The sequence below is a fragment of the Ereboglobus luteus genome (assembly GCF_003096195.1).
GTDB classification, from domain to species: domain Bacteria; phylum Verrucomicrobiota; class Verrucomicrobiia; order Opitutales; family Opitutaceae; genus Ereboglobus; species Ereboglobus luteus.
The window spans coordinates 3,870,773-3,890,443 of record NZ_CP023004.1 but is presented as its reverse complement, the minus strand read 5'-3'; the positions used below and the strand labels follow the sequence as shown (position 1 = coordinate 3,890,443).

Annotated in this window: 15 protein-coding genes; 7 read left to right on the top strand and 8 right to left on the bottom strand. The window is 58.7% G+C overall.

Annotated features, from left to right (window positions below):
* Window positions 1-37: 37 nt before the first annotated feature.
* Window positions 38-1,102 carry a glycoside hydrolase family 43 protein gene (locus CKA38_RS14200; protein WP_108826153.1) on the bottom strand — a complete coding sequence of 355 codons (1,065 nt, stop codon included), beginning with the start codon at window positions 1,100-1,102 and terminating at the stop codon, window positions 38-40.
* Window positions 1,103-1,302: 200 nt separating this feature from the next.
* Here CKA38_RS14200 and CKA38_RS14195 point away from each other — a divergent pair, with 200 nt between their 5' ends.
* Together CKA38_RS14195 and CKA38_RS14190 are read left to right on the top strand one after the other, a co-directional pair.
* The gene (locus CKA38_RS14195; RefSeq protein WP_108826152.1) at window positions 1,303-1,842 is read left to right on the top strand and encodes an RNA polymerase sigma factor; all 540 of its coding nucleotides are present in this window, start codon (window positions 1,303-1,305) and stop codon (window positions 1,840-1,842) included.
* Window positions 1,843-1,857: 15 nt separating this feature from the next.
* A complete protein-coding gene (locus tag CKA38_RS14190) occupies window positions 1,858-2,934 on the top strand; it encodes a FecR family protein (RefSeq protein ID WP_108826151.1) in 1,077 nt (358 codons plus the stop codon).
* Window positions 2,935-3,030: 96 nt separating this feature from the next.
* Here the strand turns inward: CKA38_RS14190 and uxuA are convergent, their stop codons facing one another.
* From uxuA to CKA38_RS14160, 6 genes are all read right to left on the bottom strand, one after another.
* A complete protein-coding gene (uxuA, locus tag CKA38_RS14185; RefSeq protein WP_108826150.1) occupies window positions 3,031-4,248 on the bottom strand; it encodes a mannonate dehydratase in 1,218 nt (405 codons plus the stop codon).
* 189 nt (window positions 4,249-4,437) lie between these two features.
* A complete protein-coding gene (locus CKA38_RS14180; RefSeq protein ID WP_108826149.1) occupies window positions 4,438-6,231 on the bottom strand; it encodes a tetratricopeptide repeat protein in 1,794 nt (597 codons plus the stop codon).
* A gap of 155 nt (window positions 6,232-6,386) precedes the next feature.
* Window positions 6,387-7,733, bottom strand: coding sequence for a sialate O-acetylesterase (locus tag CKA38_RS15815; RefSeq protein ID WP_161554930.1), 1,347 nt, complete (start codon window positions 7,731-7,733; stop codon window positions 6,387-6,389).
* A gap of 25 nt (window positions 7,734-7,758) precedes the next feature.
* Window positions 7,759-8,823: a glycoside hydrolase family 43 protein gene (locus tag CKA38_RS14170; RefSeq protein ID WP_202863919.1), complete on the bottom strand. Its 1,065-nt coding sequence runs from the start codon at window positions 8,821-8,823 to the stop codon at window positions 7,759-7,761.
* Window positions 8,824-8,825: 2 nt separating this feature from the next.
* Entirely contained in the window at window positions 8,826-9,866 is a 1,041-nt protein-coding gene (locus tag CKA38_RS14165; protein WP_108826147.1) for a glycoside hydrolase family 43 protein, read from the bottom strand.
* A 63-nt stretch (window positions 9,867-9,929) separates the two neighbouring features.
* Entirely contained in the window at window positions 9,930-10,100 is a 171-nt protein-coding gene (locus CKA38_RS14160) for a hypothetical protein (protein ID WP_192881140.1), read from the bottom strand.
* Between the two features lie 119 nt (window positions 10,101-10,219).
* Here CKA38_RS14160 and CKA38_RS14155 point away from each other — a divergent pair, with 119 nt between their 5' ends.
* A complete protein-coding gene (locus tag CKA38_RS14155; RefSeq protein WP_108826146.1) occupies window positions 10,220-11,170 on the top strand; it encodes a carboxylesterase family protein in 951 nt (316 codons plus the stop codon).
* A 112-nt stretch (window positions 11,171-11,282) separates the two neighbouring features.
* Here CKA38_RS14155 and CKA38_RS14150 read toward each other — a convergent pair whose 3' ends face one another.
* Complete coding sequence (locus tag CKA38_RS14150; RefSeq protein WP_161554929.1) at window positions 11,283-12,011, bottom strand: family 43 glycosylhydrolase; 729 nt, start codon at window positions 12,009-12,011, stop codon at window positions 11,283-11,285.
* A 289-nt stretch (window positions 12,012-12,300) separates the two neighbouring features.
* On the opposite strand from CKA38_RS14150, the gene CKA38_RS14145 reads away from it, so the two are divergent.
* The 4 genes from CKA38_RS14145 to CKA38_RS14130 are packed head-to-tail and all read left to right on the top strand — an operon-like array spanning window position 12,301 to window position 19,442.
* Complete coding sequence (locus CKA38_RS14145) at window positions 12,301-15,939, top strand: autotransporter outer membrane beta-barrel domain-containing protein (RefSeq protein ID WP_108826144.1); 3,639 nt, start codon at window positions 12,301-12,303, stop codon at window positions 15,937-15,939.
* Window positions 15,940-15,981: 42 nt separating this feature from the next.
* Window positions 15,982-18,108 (top strand): TonB-dependent receptor, encoded by a 2,127-nt coding sequence (locus CKA38_RS14140; RefSeq protein WP_108826143.1) that lies wholly within the window; start codon window positions 15,982-15,984, stop codon window positions 18,106-18,108.
* A complete protein-coding gene (locus CKA38_RS14135) occupies window positions 18,105-19,067 on the top strand; it encodes an outer membrane beta-barrel protein (RefSeq protein WP_236919055.1) in 963 nt (320 codons plus the stop codon). The genes CKA38_RS14140 and CKA38_RS14135 overlap by 4 nt, the downstream gene beginning before the upstream one ends.
* Before the next feature lie 48 nt (window positions 19,068-19,115).
* Window positions 19,116-19,442: a hypothetical protein gene (locus CKA38_RS14130; RefSeq protein ID WP_108826141.1), complete on the top strand. Its 327-nt coding sequence runs from the start codon at window positions 19,116-19,118 to the stop codon at window positions 19,440-19,442.
* Window positions 19,443-19,671: the final 229 nt, after the last annotated feature.

Below are 19,671 nucleotides of genomic sequence, written 5' to 3'. Positions count from 1 at the left end.
TTGCTCTCACTGCAAAAACGCACCCATTGTTTTATCGCTACCTCGCATCGGGTGTGCCTGGGGCGGAGATGGGGACGGCGCGCGCGACGGGTTTGCCGAAGTCGGGGAAGCCGCCCGGCGTCCAATAAAAGCGTTGCGCAAAAATGAGGCGACTCCAGCCGTCCTTGCGCTCCTCCTTGACGTGGTAAACGAGCCAGTCCTGTTTGCCGTCGGGCGATTTCACGAAGGAGGCGTGGCCGATCCCAAAGGTCGAGGCTGTCGGCGAAAAGACAGGGTAGGGGTGCTTGCGCCAGGCGTCGCGCTCCAGCGGGTCGTCGCCGGTGAGCTCGAGTATTCCCATTTTATACGTGGGCTGCCAGGAGCCGCTCGCCGAATACACAATGAACACGCGGCCGTCGCGCTGGAGGATTTGCGGCGCCTCGTTGAGGGCGCGGGCTTGCATGGACTCGCCCACGCGCTCCCATTGGAAATCGTCGTTGGCGCAGAGGCGCGCGCGGTTGGCGGAGATTGTCCACGGGTTGCTCATCGGCGCGGCGTAGAGCCACGAAATGTCGCGTTCGTCCTCCCAGCCCGACCACACGAAGTAGCGCTTGCCTTCGTGCTCGAGAATCGTGCCGTCAACGGCCCAGCGGTTCAGCTCGCCGGTCTCGATGTGGTCGCCGGTGTAGAGTTCGGCCTTGAATGTGTATTCGCCTATCGGATCGTCGGCGGGGCCCTCAAGAACGATCATGCGGTGGCTGGCGTTGTTGCCTTCGGATGCGGCGACATAAATATACCAGCGTCCGTCGAGAAAGTGCAGCTCGGGCGACCAGATTTCCTTCGAGTGCGGGCCGGTCGCCGGGGCGCGCCAGACGATGTGGCGTTTGCCGAGCGAGGTGAGGTTGTCGGATCGCCAGATGGCGACGCCGCGATCCGTGTCGGTGAGCGTCCAGTAATAATGGTCTCCATGCCTGATCACCCACGGGTCGGCGCCGACGCCGATTGGGTTTGTAAAAGTGGCGGTGCGCGAGGCGCGCGGCGCGTTTTGCCGAGGGCAGCCGGTTGCGGACAGCAGGACAATCGCCAGTGCGAAAAACAGGGGTGCGAGGCGACGGGTGTTCATGGATGGGTGTGTTGCGTGCAGTTATTTCAAGGCGAGGGTGTTCTGCAATCCCTTTTGGATCGTGCGAACTTCCGCGCACCCAGCAGATGCGCATGGCGCCGTTTTCCTCTAAGGTTTTTTATAAAAAGTTTTCGGACGTGTTTCCACGCTTGCTCTTGCCGCAGTGAGCCCCAGAAAAGAGTGCAAAAAATCCCGAGACAATGCCTCCCCAAGATTCAGAGTCCGCCCGATGGTTTGAGGAAAACCTGCGACCTCACGAACCCATGCTCAGGGCATGGCTGAAAAGCCAGTTCGACAGCGGCTGCGATATCGACGACATCGTGCAGGAGTCGTTCGTGCGCGTGCTCGATGCGCGCCAGTCGCGCGAAGTGCGCTCGCCAAAGGCGTTCCTATTTGTCACCGCGCGCAACCTCGCGCTCATGCGCGCGCGCCATTGCGCCGTGGCCAAGGAAGATTCCTTAGCGGAATTCGATCACTCGGGCATCATAGACGAGAGCATTGATGTTCATCACGCGGTGGCCCGCTCCGAGGAACTGGAAATGCTCACCAAGGCAATCCAATCGCTTCCCGACCGATGCAGACAAATTTTAACACTTCGCAAAATCTACGGCATGTCCCAAAAGGAGACTGCCGCGGAGCTTGGCATCGCCGAGCACACGGTGGAAATCCAATCGGTGCTGGCGCTGAAAAAACTTAACGCATATTTTAGAAAACACACCGCGCCGCGGCGCGGTCTTTGACGAAGAACCCGACGAATGAACGAACAGGACAAAATAATTTCCGAGGCCTCCAGCTGGGCCGTCCGGGTCGAGGCAGGCCTGAGCGGCGCCGATCAGGATGCCTTTTTGGACTGGTTCACCGCCGATCCGCGCCACGCGGAGGAATACGACCGGCAGCGCGCAAACTGGTCGCGCCTCGACATCCTGGCCGACTGGCGCCCCGAGCACTCAACACGCCCGAATCGCGACCTGCTGGCCCCGCGCCGCGAAACGCTTTGGGGCTGGCTGCGGAAACACCGGCGCATGATCACGGGCGCCTCGCTCGGTCTCGCCGGAGCCGCCGCGTGCGCGGTGCTGCTGATGGTCGGAATATTTCAGCCCACGGCAACTCCGCCCCTCGCGACACCGGGCTCGGCGGTGTATGCGGCCAAGGATGCGATCTCCACAATCGAGCAAACCAAGCTCGACGATGGCACGATCGTCGAATTGAACCGCGGCGCGTCGATCACCGTCACCTACACGGCGACCGAGCGACATGTGAAACTCAATCACGGCGAGGTTAATTTTAACGTGGCGAAAGATCCTTCGCGCCCGTTCATCGTCAACATCGACGGCGTGAATGTGCGCGCGCTCGGCACGAGCTTCAACGTGCGCCGCGGCGGCGACGCTGTGGAGGTGCTCGTCACTTCCGGACTCGTGCGGGTTGACGCCAACGACGGCGAACCCGCCGCCCCGAGCGGCGGCCAACCCGCGACGCAGGAGGACTCGCTTGTAAAAGCCGGACAGCTCGCGGTCGTGTCGTTCGCCGCGCAATCGCCGAGCATGAGCGTGCGCACGGTCGAGTCGGACAAAATCGAAAACATGATCGCGTGGCATCCGCGCCTGATCGACATCGCCGAGCAGCCGCTCGCAAGCGTCGTCGCGGAGTTTAACCGCCGCAACGCGCCCATCCGGATCGTCATTGCCGACCCCGAGCTGGCGCAGGCCGAGATCAGCGCGACACTGAGATCCGACCAGGTTGAAAATTTCGTGCGCCTGCTTGAGGGCGATTCCCGGATGAAAGTCGAGCGCGACGGCAATCAAGTGACGCTCCACAAAAAACGCCGCGGCTGACAGCGCTTGGGGGAGGGTGGTTTCACCGTTTCGAGCGACAGCGACATTCTGCCAGCCGCCGCTATGTCCGTTCGGAAGCGTTCGACGTGGCGTGGCTTATTGCGGATTTTCCGCATGACGCAGGCCGTGCATGAGGCCGCGCAACTCGGCGAGGCCTCGCATTCTGCCGATGCATGAATAGCCGGGCGTGATGCCCGTTGGTTTCGAGAGATCGTCGAGCATCGTGTGGCCGTGGTCGGGGCGGAAGGCGATGGTGTCGTCGGGGCGGCCCTCGGCGCGGCGGCGGTCCTGTTCGTCGAGAAGCGCGCGCATGACGGCGGGCATGTTCACGGATCCACCGAGGTGATCGGCTTCGTAAAACGAGCCGTCCGACATGCGTTGCGTGCTGCGCAGGTGCGCGACGTGGATGCGCGGGCCGAAACGCCGGGCAATCTTGACAACGTCGTTCGCCGGAAGCGCGCTCAGGGAACCGCTGCAATAACACAGTCCGTTCGCAGGGCTGTTGACCATGGCCAAAATCGCCTCGATGTCGGATTCGGAGGTGACGATGCGCGGCAGGCCGAGCACGGGAAACGGAGGGTCGTCGGGATGGATTGCCATGCGCACGCCGACTTCCTCGGCCGTCGGAATCACTTCCTCGAGGAAGCGGGCGAGGTGCGCGCGGAGCATCGGCGCATCGAGGTGCGCGTGCCGCGCAAACATCGCGCGGATGTCCTCAACGGAGAGTCCCCATTTGCATCCGGGAAAAACATCGATGACGCCCTGGACAAAGTTGTCGCGCGCAGTCGCGTCGAGCGATTTCCACCACGCGTTGGCCGACCACACTTGATCGGGAGTGTAGTCTTTTTCGGCGTCCTTGCGTTCGAGCACGTTTATGTCGAACGCGGCCAGTTGCACGGGGTCGAAACGCAAGCACTCCGCGCCGTCGTGGAGGACGTAGCGCATGTCGGTGCGAATCCAGTCGAGCACGGGCATGAAGTTATAGACGACCGTGTGGATGCCCTCGGCGGCGAGATTCCGCAGTGTCTGGCGGTAGTTGTTGAAGAGGCGCTCCAGGTTTTCACCACGCCCCGTTTTTATGTCCTCGTGCACCGGCACGGATTCCACGACGCCCCAGCGCAGGCCGGCGGTTTCGATCATCCGCTTGCGCTCGTGGATCGGCTCGCGATGCCAGAGTTCGCCGTAGGGAATTTGGTGCAGCGAGGAAAAGACATTCGTCGCGCCCGTCTGGCGGATGTGCGCGAGCGACACCGAATCCTTCGGCCCATACCAGCGGAAGCTTTCTTCAAGATAATGCGGTTTGTTTGTTGTCATGGATGTGAACGGAAAATGAAAGGAAGAATACGTAAACGCTGCGGAAACTCGGCGCGGGTATCACGCAAAAAAGGAGTGGCGTTTGCAGCGGTCGGGTGCGGGCGAGGCGAGAGTCACTTTAGTTGTTTGAGTAACTTTTTGGCGAGGCCGTTGGCCTTGTTCGGCGGTTGAGAAACGCCGCTCCTTTTTTCACTGCAGCTTTTCGCGCAGGTCCTCGAATTGTTTTCGCGTCGCGTTGTTGCGGGACGACGCGATGCCGAGGTTGACGAGGCGCGCGGCCATTTTTTCGTCGCCGTTTTGGGCGAGCAGCTCGGCGGTTTGCAGCAGGATCTCCGCGTTGCGCGGGCAGCGCACCGTGCCTTCGAGTAGGACGTTGAGTTGTTCGGGCGTTGGGTTTTGAGCGCTGCGGCGCCAGGTGTCGGCGATGAGCAGATACACCTCGGGCATCGCGGGCGGTTGCGAGCGCGCGATCATGAGCGGATCAAGGATCGCGGCGGTTTGCGCGGCGTCGAACTTGAGGCCGTTGTTCGCTTTTGGCGCGGCGAGCGCGTCGGCGTGGCGGAGGCGGGCGAGTTCGAGATAGGCGCGCGGGCGCACCGCTTTTTCCCTCGCGGCGGCTTCGAGAAATTTGCGCGCGCGCTCCTTGCGGCCTTCGAGCGTTTCGAGCAGGCCGAGCGAGGCGAGCAGCGCGGCGTCGGCGTTTTTGCGAATGTAGGGCGCGATGAGCGTGTCGCGGGAGTCGCCCGCGTAGCCGGCGAGGCGCAATGTCTCGCCCTTGATGCGGCCGACCTCGGCATCGGTTGCGTCGCGCAGCGCGACGGGTTGCGGACGCGGGATCGGCGGCGAGCCGCGCTTGCTCTTGAGCGTGACAACCTGGTGGTTCGGCATGCTGACGTAGCGGCGCAAGAGTGTGGTCATTTGCGCGTAGCTTCTGCCAAAGCATTTTTTGAAATCAGCCTCGGTGACGGGGCGCGCACAGGCGAGGCGCGCGAACTCGACAAAGGCGCGCTGGTATTTTTTTTGCGCGCCGTAGAGGCACATGTGCACAAAGGCGAAACATTCCTGGTTCCAGTAGTGGTTGTTGTAATGTCGGGATTTGGGGTCGAAGAGGCCCTGGAGCGGAAATATCCACAGGGCGGGCTTCTTTTCCGGTGAGTCTGCCGGGGCCTCGCGCAGGGGCGCACTTCGAACGCCGACGGGCGTGTGGGGGGCAAAGCCGTCGTCGTAACGGGACTGGTGCAGCCAGTCGAAATTGGAATTTCCCGTGTAGGGGTTGAGGACATAGCCGACGTATTCCACGGATTTGTCCTGGGTGTCGTCAGCAGTAAAGATGCCTCGATTGAAGTCCTCCGTGAGGCGTGCGAACTCGACGGATTTTTTGTCAACATCGACGGTGGAGAAGAGTTGCGCGAGGCCGCTTTCGAGCCATGGGGGAATGGGGTTGCCGTTGGCGCGGCGCATGAGGAAGCGCGTGTATTGGCGGTAGAATTCCTTGTAGGGATCGACCAGCAGCGTGGTGCCTTCGATGTTGTCGAAAATTTCGTTGGCCGAGAAATCAATGACGATGGAGCCGCGCTCCTTGTCCTCGACGAAGATGCTCGTGGTGGTGATGTAGGTGCCGGGGTCGGGGTTGAGCGGGATGAAGGGCTTGAAGGAGTTGTTCGAGCAGAGGAGGATGAGCGTGGGGACGGTGGGTTTGGTGACGACGATGTCGGGCCAGATGAGGCTGACGCCGACGCGGAAGCGCTGGAATTCCTCGATGAAGCGCTTGGTGTTTTTTTCGCTGGCGTCGGAAAGGATTTCGTAACCGGGGAGCGCGGCGTAGCGCCACGATTCCTGAGGCGGGAGAACGCGCTCGGCGCTGACAGTGTAGGTGGGCAGCTCGACGACGTTGAGGTTGGCCGGCACGGGCGCGGGCTTGGGCGCGGCTTGCGCAAGTGCCGCGGCAAAAACGCAGAGAAAGACGGCGAGGTGTTTTTTCATAAAAGCGGGGATGAATGGGGATTCGTGCCTGTTTGGCGCCGTGGCGCTGAAATGTGGCGCGGACTGCCAAGTCCGTTTGTGCTTTCGTTTTAGGAAAGCAGACTTGGCAGTCCGCGTTACGATACTAAACGGACACGGGATCCCAGGCGTCCAGATTATTTCGAACTGGAGCCCGCCGGGCCGTAGACTTCGACTTCGCTTAAAAAGCAGTGGGCTCGCGGGTAGCCTTTTTTGCCGCTCTTGGGATGATTTTCGATGAAGGTGAAGCGCACGTAACGCGCTTCGGCGGGCTCGAAGGAATAAAGGTGGCGGTTTTCCCTGCCCAACTCGAAGTCGTGCGTTCCGACGGTTTTGAATTCCTCGCCGTCCTCGCTGATGGAGGCTTCGACGGTTTTGGTAAAACCGATCTTGGGCACGCCGGTGTGGATGTGTGCGATGCGTTGTATTTTGCCGAGGTCGATGGTGACGGTTTTCGGAAATGTCGCGCTTGCGTCGGTGGCGTATGTGCTGCCTTTCGACGAGCCCCAAATGCCGTCGGTCAGGCCACTGTCCCAGCCTCTCGTGTTGGGGGCGCTGGATTCGTGGGTTTTCCCGAGCGCGAGGTTGGATCCGATGCCGTCGGGCAGGTCGACTGAGCGCGTCGCGGCGGTTGCGGCGGGAGCGGAAGGGGCGGCGGTGGTGATGGTTGCTGAGGCGGTGGTGGCGGCGGGCGCGGTGATGCCCGCGAGCTTGAAATACGCGGCGGCGTAGCGGCGTCCGAGTTCGCGCAAGGCGCTGGCGTTGAAGTGGACGTTGTCGCCGCGGTGCGCGAGGTTTTCGCTGCTGACGCATATGCAGTTGCGCTCTTTTTCGGCGAAGTTGCGCAGGTCTTCGTTGAAGTCGTCAATGCTTGAGCCGGTCTTGTGTTTATAAAAGCGGCCGAGTTCGCCGATGATGAAGGGGATGTCGGGCGCCTTGAGGTCGGCGCGAAAATCGGCGATGAGCTGGCGCAGTCGCTGTTGGTAAACGGTGGAGCTTGTTTTTGCGCGGTCCCCCTCGCCCTGGTGCCAGAGGATGGCCTTGAGCTTGCCGTGCTTCATGGCGGCGCGGGCGCGGTCGATGGCGTTGTTGTAGTGTTCGCCGCCTTTTTTCCACCGGTTGACCGATGTGCCGCCGACGGCGCATGGGATGAGGCCGACATGGACGCCAGGTTGCGCCTCGGAGACAACGATGCCGAAGGTGCGCCCGAGGCCGACGCCCGCGATGGGTTTGTCGAAGTGCAGCGGGTCGATTGCGGGCACCCAGTTTTTGTCCTTGTCGAGCGTCCAGACGCGCGCGGGCGCGGTTTTGTCCTGCTCCGTGAGCGAGCCGCGGCCCGCCATGTTGGACTGGCCGATGAGGAGGAAGAGGTCGAGCGATGTGTCCGGGGGGAGTTCTGCGGCGTTTGCCTCCTGGGCAAATGTTGGCGTGATTGGCGCGAGTGCGAGCGCTGCGATGAGCGCGAGCAGGGTTGGTGTTTTCATGATGTTTGTGCGTGTGTGTGTGTGATTAATTTGAAGTGAGCAGTGATGCCGCGGGCGTGTTGGAGGGCGCCGGGATGGGACGGCCGCGGGGAACGGGCGCGCCAAAATCGGGGAGGCCGTCGTCGGTCCATGTGAATGGTTGCGCGCAGATGCCGCGGTGCCAGCCGTCTTCGCGGCTGAGCTTGGTGTGATATACGATCCAGTTTTCCCTGCCGTCGGCGGATTTGACAAAGGAGGCGTGTCCGACGCCGTAGGTTTTTTCCGTGGGCGCGAAGACGGGGTCGGGGTGTTTGCGCCATGCGCCGGGAGCGAGCGGGTCGTCGCCGGCGAGTTCGAGGAGGCCGAGTTTGTAGGTCGTTTTCCATGCCCCGCTGGCGGAGTAGATGATGAAGGTGCGCCCGTTGCGTTGAAGGATTTGCGGGGCCTCGTTGAGGCCGCGCTCGGATATGGATTCGCCGACGCGCTCCCAGATGTAATCGTCGTTGGCGCAGAGGCGCACGCGGTTGCCGGAGATCGTCCACGGGTTGCTCATCGGCGCTATGTAGAGCCATTGGATGTCGCGCTCGTCCGCCCAGCCCGACCAGATGAAGTAGCGTTTGCCCTTGTGCTCGAGGACGGTGCCGTCGATTGCCCAGCGGTTCGATGTTTTGGTGTCGATATTGTCGCCTGTGTAGAGTTCGTTTTTGAAAGTGTATTTGCTGAGCGGGTCCGAGGTTTCGGATTCGAGGACGATCATGCGGTGGGCGGCGTTGCGGCCGTCGGAGGCGGCGACGTAGACATACCAGCGGTCGTCGAGGAAGTGGAGTTCGGGCGCCCAGATTTCCTTCGAGTGGGGGCCGTGTTCGGGAGCGCGCCAGACCACATGCCGCGTGCCGAGTGTCGTGAGCGAGTCGGATTTGCAGATGGCGACGCCGGTGTCGTTTTCAGACCGGCACCAGTAGTAGGAACCTTCGTGCCGCACGACCCAAGGGTCGGCTCCCGTGGCGATGGGATTGGCAAAACTTTCCGGAGGGGACGCGGATGCGCGGACGCTTGCAAGGAGCAGCGCGCAGAGCGCGATTAACAGGGAAAATCGTTTGATGGCGGACATCGTCATTTATTGTTTGAGGGCGCCTTGACGGGGATGCCGGGCGGGACGGGAGTGCCGAAATCGGGGAAGCCGTCGGCGGTCCATGTGAAGGGTTGGATGTTGATGCTGCGGTCGCTGTGTCCGTCGGCGCGGCCGCGCTTGGCGTGGTAAACGTGCCAGTATTGCTTGCCGTCGGGCGAGGTGGTGAAGCAGCTGTGGCCGACGCCGAAGACTTGGTCGGTGGGCGCGAAAACGGGCTTGGGGTGCTTGCGCCATGAGGAGGGTTTGAGCGGATCGGCGCCGGTTAGCTCGAGGAGACCGAGTTTGTAGAAGCGCTGCCAGGATCCGCTGGCGGAGTAGATGAGGAATGTGCGGCCGCCGTGCTGGAGGACTTGCGGCGCTTCGTTGAGGCCGTTTTTTTTGCGGCTTTCGTTGACGAATTCCCAGAGGTAGGTGTCATTTTTGCAGATGCGAACGCGGTTTCCGGAGACGGTCCATGGATTGCTCATGGGCGCAATGTAGAGATATTGCTCGTCGCTTTTGCTGCTCCAGCCCGACCAGATAAAATAGCGTTTGTCCTTGTGCGTGAGCACCGTGCCGTCGATTGCCCAGTGGCTCTTTTTGTTTTTGGCGATGTTGTCGCCCGTGTAGAGCTCGCCCTTGAATGTATATTTGCTGAGGGGATCGTCGGTTTCGGATTCGAGGACGATCATGCGGTGGGTGGCGTTTTCACCGTTGTCGGCGGCGACGTAAATATACCAGCGGCCGTCGAGCAGATGGAGCTCGGGCGCCCAAATCTCGTGCGAGTGCGGGCCACTTTTTGGCGCTTTCCAGACAGTCTGGCGTTTGCCCACGGAGGTGAGCGTGTCGGATTTGGCGATGGCAACGCCCTTGGCGCTTTGCGAGAGGCACCAGTAATAATGGCCCTTGTGAAACACAACCCACGGGTCCGCGCCGACGGCGATCGGGTTTGTGAAAGTGCGTTGCGCGGAGGCGTGCGCGGCTGTGAGCAGCGCGATGCAAACTGCTATGAGGCAAAACGCTCTGCATGAAAACAACGTCATAACGAAAAGATGCGTTTGGGGTAGTTTTCCGTTATGACGTTTTTTGAAAAAACAAAAAAATATTTATCGCAGATTTTCCGCGTGGCGCAGGCCGTGCATGAGGCCGTGCAACTCGGCGAGGCCTCGCATTCTGCCGATGCATGAATAGCCAGGCGTGAAGCCCGTTGGTCCCGAGAGATTGTCGAGCATCGTGTGGCGCGGATAATACGATGGATTTTTTGGGAAAATTCTCAATTTTGCGCATTCACGATAAAAATGTAGAGGGTCTGGCGCGGTCACTCATCTATTATTATACCCACAGTGCAAAACCTCATATTGATCATTTTGCAAAACGCCTAGAATATTATAATTTCATGAAATCCCTCCGCATCCTCCTCGCAGTCCTGTTCTGCGCTCAAGCGGCTATCGCCGCTCCAGCCAAGCCACCGCCAAATCCACCTGCCACGTTTGAAAACGTCCCCTACGGCAAGGACAAGCGGCAAGTGCTGGACTTTTGGAAAGCACCCTCGTCTTCCGGTAAGCCGACACCAGTTGTTTTTTATATACACGGTGGAGGCTGGGTGCGCGGCAACAAAAAGCAGGTTCCCAATGTCAAAAAATATCTTAATGCGGGCATCTCCGTTGTCTCGATCCACTACCGCTTTACGCAGCAGGCACAACGCGCCGGCGTGAAGCCTCCCATCGAATGGCCTCTGAGCGACATCGCCCGCGCGCTGCAATTCGTGCGTTCGAAAGCCGACAAATGGAATATCGACAAACAACGCATCGCCGCCTCGGGCCACTCAGCCGGCGCATGCTCAAGTCTCTGGCTCGCCTTCCACGCCGACATGGCCGACCCGAAAAGCAGCGACGCGATAGCTCGCGAGTCCACGCGCCTCTGGTGCGCCGCCGTGGGCAGTGCCCAAACATCACTTGATCCGCAGCAGATGAAAAAATGGACGCCCAACAGCCGCTACGGTGGTCACGCTTTTGGCTTCATGGATCCGAACAACCTGAAAACACGCGACAATTATTTCGACGACTTTCTCTCCAACCGCGAAAAAATCCTGCCGTGGATAAAAGAGTATTCGCCCTATGAACTCGCGAGCTCCGACGCCCCGCCGATCTATCTCTATTACAAAACCCGTCCCTCGATGGGCAAACCCCAGAAAGACCCGACTCACACAGCAAACTTCGGGGTGAAATTACAGGAAAAACTCAATGCACTCCGCGTGCCATGCGAATTCGTCTATCCCGGCGCACCAAACGTGAAGCATGCCAGCATTGAAGAGTATTTAATCGAAACACTGAAAAAACCAATGTAAGCATCCTCCATACCGCGATGGGAAAAGCCGCTTTTCGCAACCGCCGACCAACGCGGGAGCGCGCCGTCTGCATCAGCACATTAAAGGTTAACCCGATTTTCGCCAAAAACACCTATTTCCAAAGGTCGCGCGCCTGCAAGCCGTTGATATGTTGAAACGGATTTTTTGAAAGTGCGTGTATGCGTTGCGCGATTCGCGCACCACGATAAACCGCCGCTCGCATGTCCATCCCTGCAACACGGCTCTGCGGCTCGAGTTTGCGAGCAACCACGCGGTGAGCGCGGGGAAAAACGAGTCGATTTATTTGAGGTAGGGTGAACCGTCCCGGTGAGCCGGAGATGTTGCGGCTCACCGGGACGGTGTCTTTGTTTTTGGCGATGTTGTCGCCCGTGTAGAGCTCGCCCTTGAATGTATATTTGCTGAGGGGATCGTCGGTTTCGGATTCGAGGACGATCATGCGATGGGTGGCGTTTTCACCGTTGTCGGCGGCGACGTAAATATACCAGCGGCCGTCGAGCAGATGGAGTTCGGGTGCCCAAATCCCGTGCGAGTGCGGGCCGCTTTTGGGCGCTTTCCAGACAGTCTGGCGTTTGCCCACGGAGGTGAGCGTGTCGGATTTGGCGATGGCAACGCCCTTGGCGCTTTGCGAGAGGCACCAGTAATAATGGCCCTTGTGAAACACGACCCACGGGTCCGCGCCGACGGCGATCGGGTTTGTGAAAGTGCGTTGCGCGGAGGCGTGCGCGGCTGTGAGCAGCGCGATGCAAACTGCTATGAGCGGAAAAATGCGCCGGGTGTTTGGCCTGATTGGCAGGGAAGGTGTGGAATGCGTTGTGTGCAAAAAATTATTTGTGAGCGAGGAGCGGAAGGGAAGGGCGTTTGCGGCAACATCGCTGAGATGCGTTTTCCGCGGGTTTTCTCTAAGGGGTGTTTCGGAAAAAATCGGCGGAATCGGCGGGCGCTCGTCGTGGAAATTTTGAAAACGCAATCATCCGCTCAAAAATAATCGTAAGTTTTTTAGAGGATTTTTCCAAACACCGCATCACAGTGCTACCTGCACCCTCAATTTCCACCCGTTTCCCCGGCCCTATTTTCGACATCACAAATCCGTTACCAAAATCTGCCACATTATGAAAAAGTCACCGCTTTCTCAAAAAACCGCCCTCGCATCCCGCCCGTGTTTCACGGCGTTTTTTTTGTTTGCCGCGATGCTTCTGGCACCGTCCGCCGCCGTGCTCACCGCGCAAGCCCAGAATCGTTACGACAATGACAACACCACCGTCATCCTTCGCGATTATCCGCAAATAACGGAGGATCTTGTGAGCGGCGGAATCGATGGTGAGGCCGCGATAGGCAACAAACTCCGCTTGGAGGGAAACGGAAACCTGTATGTTTCGGTCAAGGGCGATCCGACGATTGCCGGCAGCGGTTTTGAGAGCATGGAAATTGACGGGCCGAAGTGGCTGATCGGCGGCACCGTGACGTTGACCGGCACGGGCGCGGAGACGTTTCACGTGAAATCGGGCACGACCATCATCGGCGGGCCGCTGGCCGCCATGGGGTGGGTTATCGCCACCAACGGCGACGGCCCGAAGGCGACGATCGACGCCGGCGCGACGCTGGTTATCGGCCAGGATGGCTCCGGCTCCAATATCGCCGGAAACGGAAACCTACACACCGATGGCGTGGTTAACAACGGGTCCCTTATATTTTCCAGGCACAACCCGGTTTTTGCCGATACAATTTCGGGTTCGGGCAGCGTTACGCAGACTTATACGTCCCTGACATTGTCGGGCTCCAATTCATACAGCGGCGGCACCTTTATACAAAGCGGCTCGGTCATTGCCACAAACGCCCATGCGCTGGGCACGGGGAAGGTCGATTTTCTGACGGCCTACTGCACCCTGGCGATGAACCTGGCAACACCGGCGGATGTCGTGTTTAATAATGAACTCATCGGCAGCGGACGCTTTATTGTCAATATGGGCAGCGGCACAAATGTGCTCACCTTGGGCGCCGGAGTCGGCACCGGGTTTAATGGCGCTATGTATTTACAAAAGGGCACGCTTGATTTGAACAGTGGCGCTGGCGCCTACGCACTTGCGTATTCCGGTTTGCTTGTATCGGCGTCTTCATCGATTGTCGTTGGCTCCGGCACCAAATATATAGGCGTTCTTGCTTTGGGCGATGCCTTGGCCAGCGCCAAGGATGCCGGCACACTGGTATTTAATACTAATATTTCAAACCCGGCAGCTGTGACAGGTGACAGTGTGCTGGCGGTTTATCATTTTACCATGAACAATTATGCCACGTATGGGGTTAGTGGCACCATACGTTTGGCCGATACGGTGGGGTCTCCTCTCACTGCGCCAGTTTTGCCCGCGTCGAGTCTCTTTGAGCAGGACGATGCAAATATCATCGCGACTCTTGTTGACGCATACGGTGAGGTCAATGTGAACGCATCCAACTTCAAGCTGGTCGATGCGAACAATGCCGTGATCACAAACGCGCAGACGCGCGATATTATGCAAGGCACCGCTGGCACAGTCGCGAAAGCCACCTACGATTATCGCCTCACAACCGGCTCCGAAAACGACGGCCTTTATGTGAATTACGGACTAACCAAACTCGAAATACTTTCCGGCAAGACGCTTGATTTGCGAAACAGCGGAACCGGCGGCATTTCCCAAAATACGTTGAGCGCGCGACTCACCGGCGCGGGCGGTGTGGAAATCAATGCGGCCGGCGTCATGTGGCTCAACGGCGTGGGCAGCGATTACAAAGGCGCGACCACGGTCAATTCGGGCAAAGTCATTATCGGCGAGAACAATGGATTTGGCAGCACCGTCGGCACGCATATCAAATCGGGTGCCGCCGTGGACATGAACGGCAGGCAGTTGAACGTCGGACAAGTGCTGCTCCTTGATGAAGGCTCATCCCTCAACCTGAACGGGGGTTACCTGCGCATTGCAATGACTTCGACAACAAGCGTCGATTCGCGCATCGCGCCCAACTCCCTCTCGGGTGGCGGCACCTTCCGCATTGAAATCCCGACCGACGGCACGGCCAGTGTGATATTCGAGGGGGATAATCCGAATTTTGAAGGCACAATGAGCGTCGCAAACAGGAGCTCCGTTTCGCAAATCGTGCTTTCCACTGCCGACTCGCTGGGCGCGGGCACCATCAGCGCGGGCTACGGCGGCTCCTTTGTTTATCAAAATGTGTCGGGAACGATGCGCACGAATTCGATCAACAACAGCGGCACCGTCTTCTTCCAATCCTCCACCTTGTTTATGACCGGCATCCTGCAAGCGCACACCAGCATTGAAAACTCAGATGTCACGCTCGGGCCGTCCGCGCGGCTGACTGGCTCGGGGACAATCAGGGTGGATGGAAACTCGACGCTGCGAGTCGGTATCACCGGCACGCTTGTCTCTCATGTCACGGCCAGCAACCCGCTCGTTTTTGAGGGCGGCACGCTCGATTTTGTCCCGCCGACGCGGACCTACATGCCGCGCTTGAACATAAACAACCTCAGCGGATCGGGCACCATCAGGATTCATGCCAATCCCAACACCGGGGATAGCAACGTCATCGCGTTCAAGAAATCGACGGGCGACTTTGCGCTCGACATCAGGTTCACGGAGAAGGCCACCACGGACGATCAAGTCATGCCCATCTACTCGAAAACCAATGAATCGCTGGCGACCATCACCCTCCTCAACGGCCAGGTGGAATCCGGCGGCTATGTGTTCAACCTCGTGCAAGGCACCGGTGACAACATTCTCATGCCGGACACAAACATGTGGTATCTGGCCGCCGATCACGCGCGCGTCAGCCGCGCGGCCAAAACCATCGTCGCCACCGCCGCCGCCGTCGGGGCGGAATGGCATTACAGCCTCGACTCCGTGACGAAACGCATGGGCGACCTGCGCCAGGAGTTCAGCTCGGATTCAAAAGCACCAAGGGGCAACCTTTGGGCGCGCGCCGCGAACCAAAGCATCAGCACGAAGGAAAGCCTCTGCGGCGCGGCGTTCGACGAGGACATGTGGCTGCTCCATGCCGGCGCGGACAAGGCGTTTCGCTCCTCCTCGGCGGTGACATTTGTCGGCGTCTACGGCGGGGCGGGGCGCGCCGACCGCACCTTCACCAATCTCGGCGACGGCAGCACCGACACCGTGAGCGTCGGCTTATACGCGAGCCGGATCACCGATGGCGGCTGGTTCATCGACCTAGTTGGCAAGCAGGACATCAATCGCAACAAATTCAACGCCACCTCAAGCGACGGTTCGCATATCGGCGGCAACTACAAGAGCGAAGTCGCCTCGGCCTCGCTGGAAATCGGCAAACAAATATGGCTGGGCCAACGCAAAAACCGGGGATGGTGGCTGGAGCCCGGCGTGCAGGCCGCCTATGCGTCGCTGAAAGGCAAGGACTACACGACCGACAACGGAATGGACGTCTCCATCGACACCGCCACCGCGCAGCAATACCGCGCGCAACTGCGCTTCGGCTATCGCGACAAAGGCGCCAAGTTTCTCCCCTACGCAAAAATCGCGGCGGTTTACAACACCAGCACCGGCGGCGAAATCACGGCGGATGAGCGCGAGCTTCAGGCCGACTTTGATGGTATGCGCTACGAGGCCGGCGTCGGCGGCTCCTATATCATCGATAAGAAAAATCAGGTGTATTTGGAATATGAATACGCAAAGGCCGATTCCTATGAGCGGAAATGGTCGTTCAACGCCGGCTACCGCCATGCGTGGTAAGCAGCACATTTAAACAAAACAGCCGCAAGCACCCAAACCCACATGAACACGTTTACGCAAAAACTCACCGGCCTGCTTTTCCTCCTCGCGTTCTTTTTCACCGCGCTCCGCGCGCAGGACGCCGCCGAAACCGCGCCCGTTGCGCAACCTGCCGGCTCGGGTTCCATCGAAGGCCGCGTCTATTTCCCCGATCAGGACCGTTACCTGGAAAGTGTCCGCGTCTCCATCCAGGGCACCGACAGGGTCGCGCTTACCGACGACACCGGCAGTTTCTATTTTCCAAACGTTCCCGCAGGCTCCGTGCGAATAACCGCGTCATTCAGCGGCTTCGACCCGAGAAGCAGGACAGTGACCGTGGTCGACGGCGCGACTTCCACCGCCGATATCGATCTCACGGCGGAGGTTAAAATCACCGGCGCGGACGACGTGGTGAAGATGGAAAAATACGTCGTGGTGGCGTCCCGCGAGGAGCTTGGCTCCGCGATTGCCGACCAAGAGCAGCGCAATGCGATAAACATGAAAACCGTGGTTTCCACCGACGAGTTCGGCGTCAACCCCACCGGCAACATCGGCGATTTTTTGGTCAACCTCCCGGGCGTCGAGGTTGACATAGACGCCGGCGGCGAGTCGCGCTCCATTTCCCTTAGCGGCGCGAGCGCCGACTACGTGCCCGTGCAGCTGGGCGGCTTCGATTTTGCCAGCGCGGCATCCGAGGGCACCACGGGGCGGACTGTGCAGCTGCAGCAGTTCTCCATAAACAATATCAGCCGCATCGAAGTTACTTTCGCGCCCACTCCGGAACATCGCGGTGACGCGCTCGGCGGTTCTGTCAACATGCTGCCGCGCGGGGCGTTTGAGTCGAAGCGGGCGAGGTTTAAGTTCTCCACCTCGCTCATCATGTCCGACCGCGAATTCACCCTGGGCAGAACGGCGGGGCCGCTTTACGATCCCCAGAAAAAGACAAAACCCAGCTGGGAGTTTAACTATACGAATCCTGTGAGCAAAAAATTTGGGTTTACGGTGTCGGGCGCTTATAATTATTCATCAGTTATCACCGATCAAAACAGCTTCACATGGCGCGGCATCGGCAATTCATTCACAAACTCATATCCGGCGCCGGACGTGCCCAATCCTTATTCCGCGCCTTATATTTCGGAGTATAGCGCCACCGTTTCCTCGTATATCACGGAGCGCACATCGGCGTCTATTACGGCGGATTGGCGCCTGGGGCGGGCGGGTCGCCTTTCCTTCGGCCTTTCATACACGTATATGGACCAGGTTTATGGAAGCCGTAACCGCGAATTCCATTTCACAAACATCAATCTCGCCAAGACAAACATGGAGCATACGGAGGGCAATGGCTATATCCAGGCGCCCTCCACATCGCGCAAAAAAATAACCAAGAGATGGACGCCAACACTGGCCTACAGGCATATTGGCTCCGTGTGGAAAATCGAGGCCGGCGTGGGTTTCTCCCGAGAGGATTTGTCATACACCGACACTGACAATGGATATTTCCGCACGGTTTCCGTCGATCGCGGCGCGCTGAGTCTCGTCCTCGACAAGCCCTCGAATGCCAGGACCGCCAGCAATGTCGAGGCCTATGTGGTCAACACCGACACTCCTGTCGATTACCACCGCTTGGATGAATATGTCGTCAGCGTGGCGACAACCCGGCCCGCCGAGAACTACAATGAGAAACGCACCTACTACGCCAACGCCCGCAGGGATTTTAATGTCCTTGGCGTGCCCGTGATTCTAAAGGCGGGCGTGGATATCAGGCAGGAGATAATGGACCTGACAAGTTCTGGATATAAAAATTACCACTATTACGGCCCCGATGGCATTTATCTGTCCACCACTCCTAACAGCAATTCCACGCCCGCCGCCTCGGACAACGATGCCGCGGGGTTTGAGGAAAACGTCCATTATAAGCAATTTTCCAAGCTCATTGGCCTGGGCGATTTTCAGTTTCTCAACAATGCCCTGTTTTACAACCACTTCAAGGCGCACGAAGCGTATTTCCGCACCGATATTCCGGAGAGCCGCTATACCGGATCGCGCCATGCGGAGGAAACCATTTCATCGGGTTACCTCCGGGGGATGTTTCCTTCCTCAATAATAAACTCTACCTGGTCGGCGGCGTGCGTTTTGAGCAGACGCATGTGACCGGCAACGGGCCCCTTCGCAATGCCGAGAGCGGCGAATGGATGGAGCGCGCCACGAATAACAAGAAAAACTATGACAATTGGTTTCCCAGTGTGAACCTCCAATATAAGCTGTGGGAGGATCGCATTGTCGTCCGCGCCTCGTGGTTCAAGTCAATCGGACGGCCGAATTTTGGCATTTATAACGGCTCGCTTCGCCTGCCCGATCTCGGTTTGGACCCGCTAACCCACTATATTGAGTTGAGCAGCGGCAATGCGGATTTGAAACCGTGGACGGCGCACACGTGGCGCGGCGAAATAAACTACTATTTTGTGAAGGGCGGGCTGTTCCAGATAACCGCCTTTACCCGCGATTACACAAACCGCCATGTGGAAACCATAACTCCCGTCACCGACGAATTGCGCGCTTATTATGGCATCGGCGAGGAGTATAAGGATTATTTTATATCAACCAAGACAAACTCACCCCACAGGTTCACCTTGCGGGAGCTCTCGCTTTATTATCGCCAGTCGCTGACGTTCCTCCCTTCGTGGGCGCGCGGCTTCACCGTGTCCGCGGGCGTGACATGGCGCACGAAGTCGGGCACGGAGTCGGATACGGCTACGGGCTCTGCATACAGGCCCCGTTCTTACAAGACGTCACTCGCTTACAGTCGTGGTCGTCTCAGCGCCCGCGTGTCCTGGGTATTGCAGGGGCGCTACATATCGAGTGTGTATGAAAACAATGACAATGTTGAGCCCGGCACACGCCAGTATCGTCGCGAGCGTAGCTGGCTGAGTGCCGATGCTTCATTCAGAATTACAAGAAGACTTTCCATATTTGCCCAAGGCAGCAACCTGCTGGACAAGCCTGACAGTGAATCTGAAGTGGTCAGCCCAAGCACTCCGGGCGGCGCCCAGCTATCATCCACCAAATCCTCCGGAATACGCATCACCTTCGGACTTCAGGGAAGTTTTTAACAAATACAAACCACGCCTTTAATATAAACAATTAACACGCATAATCCCATGAAACTGTCGAGTCATCTCCAAAGCTCCACGCCACGCTGGTTTGCCTCCGTCGCCTGCCTGTTCGCGCTGATATGCGCATTTGTTTGCCTGCCCAAAAGCGCCTCGGCGGCCGAACGCACGTGGACTGGCCTTGGTGCCAATACGAGGATTCTCACGACGGCCAACTGGTCTGGAAACACAGCCCCTGGCGCCGGCGACACGATTCTATTTGCCGGGTCGGGCACGTTTTCGCAGAAAGGCGAGGACGAATACGTTGCGTTTGATTCCAATTCAACATCGCCCGGGGCAGTTCAAGTTCAAATGGCTTGCATACGATTAAGCTAACGGCCGGCCAAGTGACAGATGTTTTTTTCCTCGGTGACAGCACGTTTAGTCCAAACAGTCGTTACATGCGTTTTCATGGCGTTGGCTCGGGCACTATTGCCCATTTTATACTGGAGAATGGATCCGGCTCGTTTACCATTGATGGGGATCATACCGATGATATTGCTTTTCGCATCACTCTGAATGGAGCGGGTGGGTCATATCACGAATTTGTAAATAATAATCCCAC

Excerpts from the sequence above, each read along its gene's own strand:
- CKA38_RS14165 (WP_108826147.1), bottom strand. The coding sequence starts at position 9,866 with ATGACGTTGTTTTCATGCAGAGCGTTTTGCCTCATAGCAGTTTGCATC.
- CKA38_RS14195 (WP_108826152.1), top strand. The coding sequence starts at position 1,303 with ATGCCTCCCCAAGATTCAGAGTCCGCCCGATGGTTTGAGGAAAACCTG.
- CKA38_RS14140 (WP_108826143.1), top strand. The coding sequence starts at position 15,982 with ATGAACACGTTTACGCAAAAACTCACCGGCCTGCTTTTCCTCCTCGCG.
- CKA38_RS15815 (WP_161554930.1), bottom strand. The coding sequence starts at position 7,733 with ATGAAAACACCAACCCTGCTCGCGCTCATCGCAGCGCTCGCACTCGCG.
- CKA38_RS14180 (WP_108826149.1), bottom strand. The coding sequence starts at position 6,231 with ATGAAAAAACACCTCGCCGTCTTTCTCTGCGTTTTTGCCGCGGCACTT.
- CKA38_RS14200 (WP_108826153.1), bottom strand. The coding sequence starts at position 1,102 with ATGAACACCCGTCGCCTCGCACCCCTGTTTTTCGCACTGGCGATTGTC.
- CKA38_RS14155 (WP_108826146.1), top strand. The coding sequence starts at position 10,220 with ATGAAATCCCTCCGCATCCTCCTCGCAGTCCTGTTCTGCGCTCAAGCG.
- uxuA (WP_108826150.1), bottom strand. The coding sequence starts at position 4,248 with ATGACAACAAACAAACCGCATTATCTTGAAGAAAGCTTCCGCTGGTAT.
- CKA38_RS14130 (WP_108826141.1), top strand. The coding sequence starts at position 19,116 with ATGAAACTGTCGAGTCATCTCCAAAGCTCCACGCCACGCTGGTTTGCC.
- CKA38_RS14170 (WP_202863919.1), bottom strand. The coding sequence starts at position 8,823 with ATGTCCGCCATCAAACGATTTTCCCTGTTAATCGCGCTCTGCGCGCTG.
- CKA38_RS14145 (WP_108826144.1), top strand. The coding sequence starts at position 12,301 with ATGAAAAAGTCACCGCTTTCTCAAAAAACCGCCCTCGCATCCCGCCCG.
- CKA38_RS14190 (WP_108826151.1), top strand. The coding sequence starts at position 1,858 with ATGAACGAACAGGACAAAATAATTTCCGAGGCCTCCAGCTGGGCCGTC.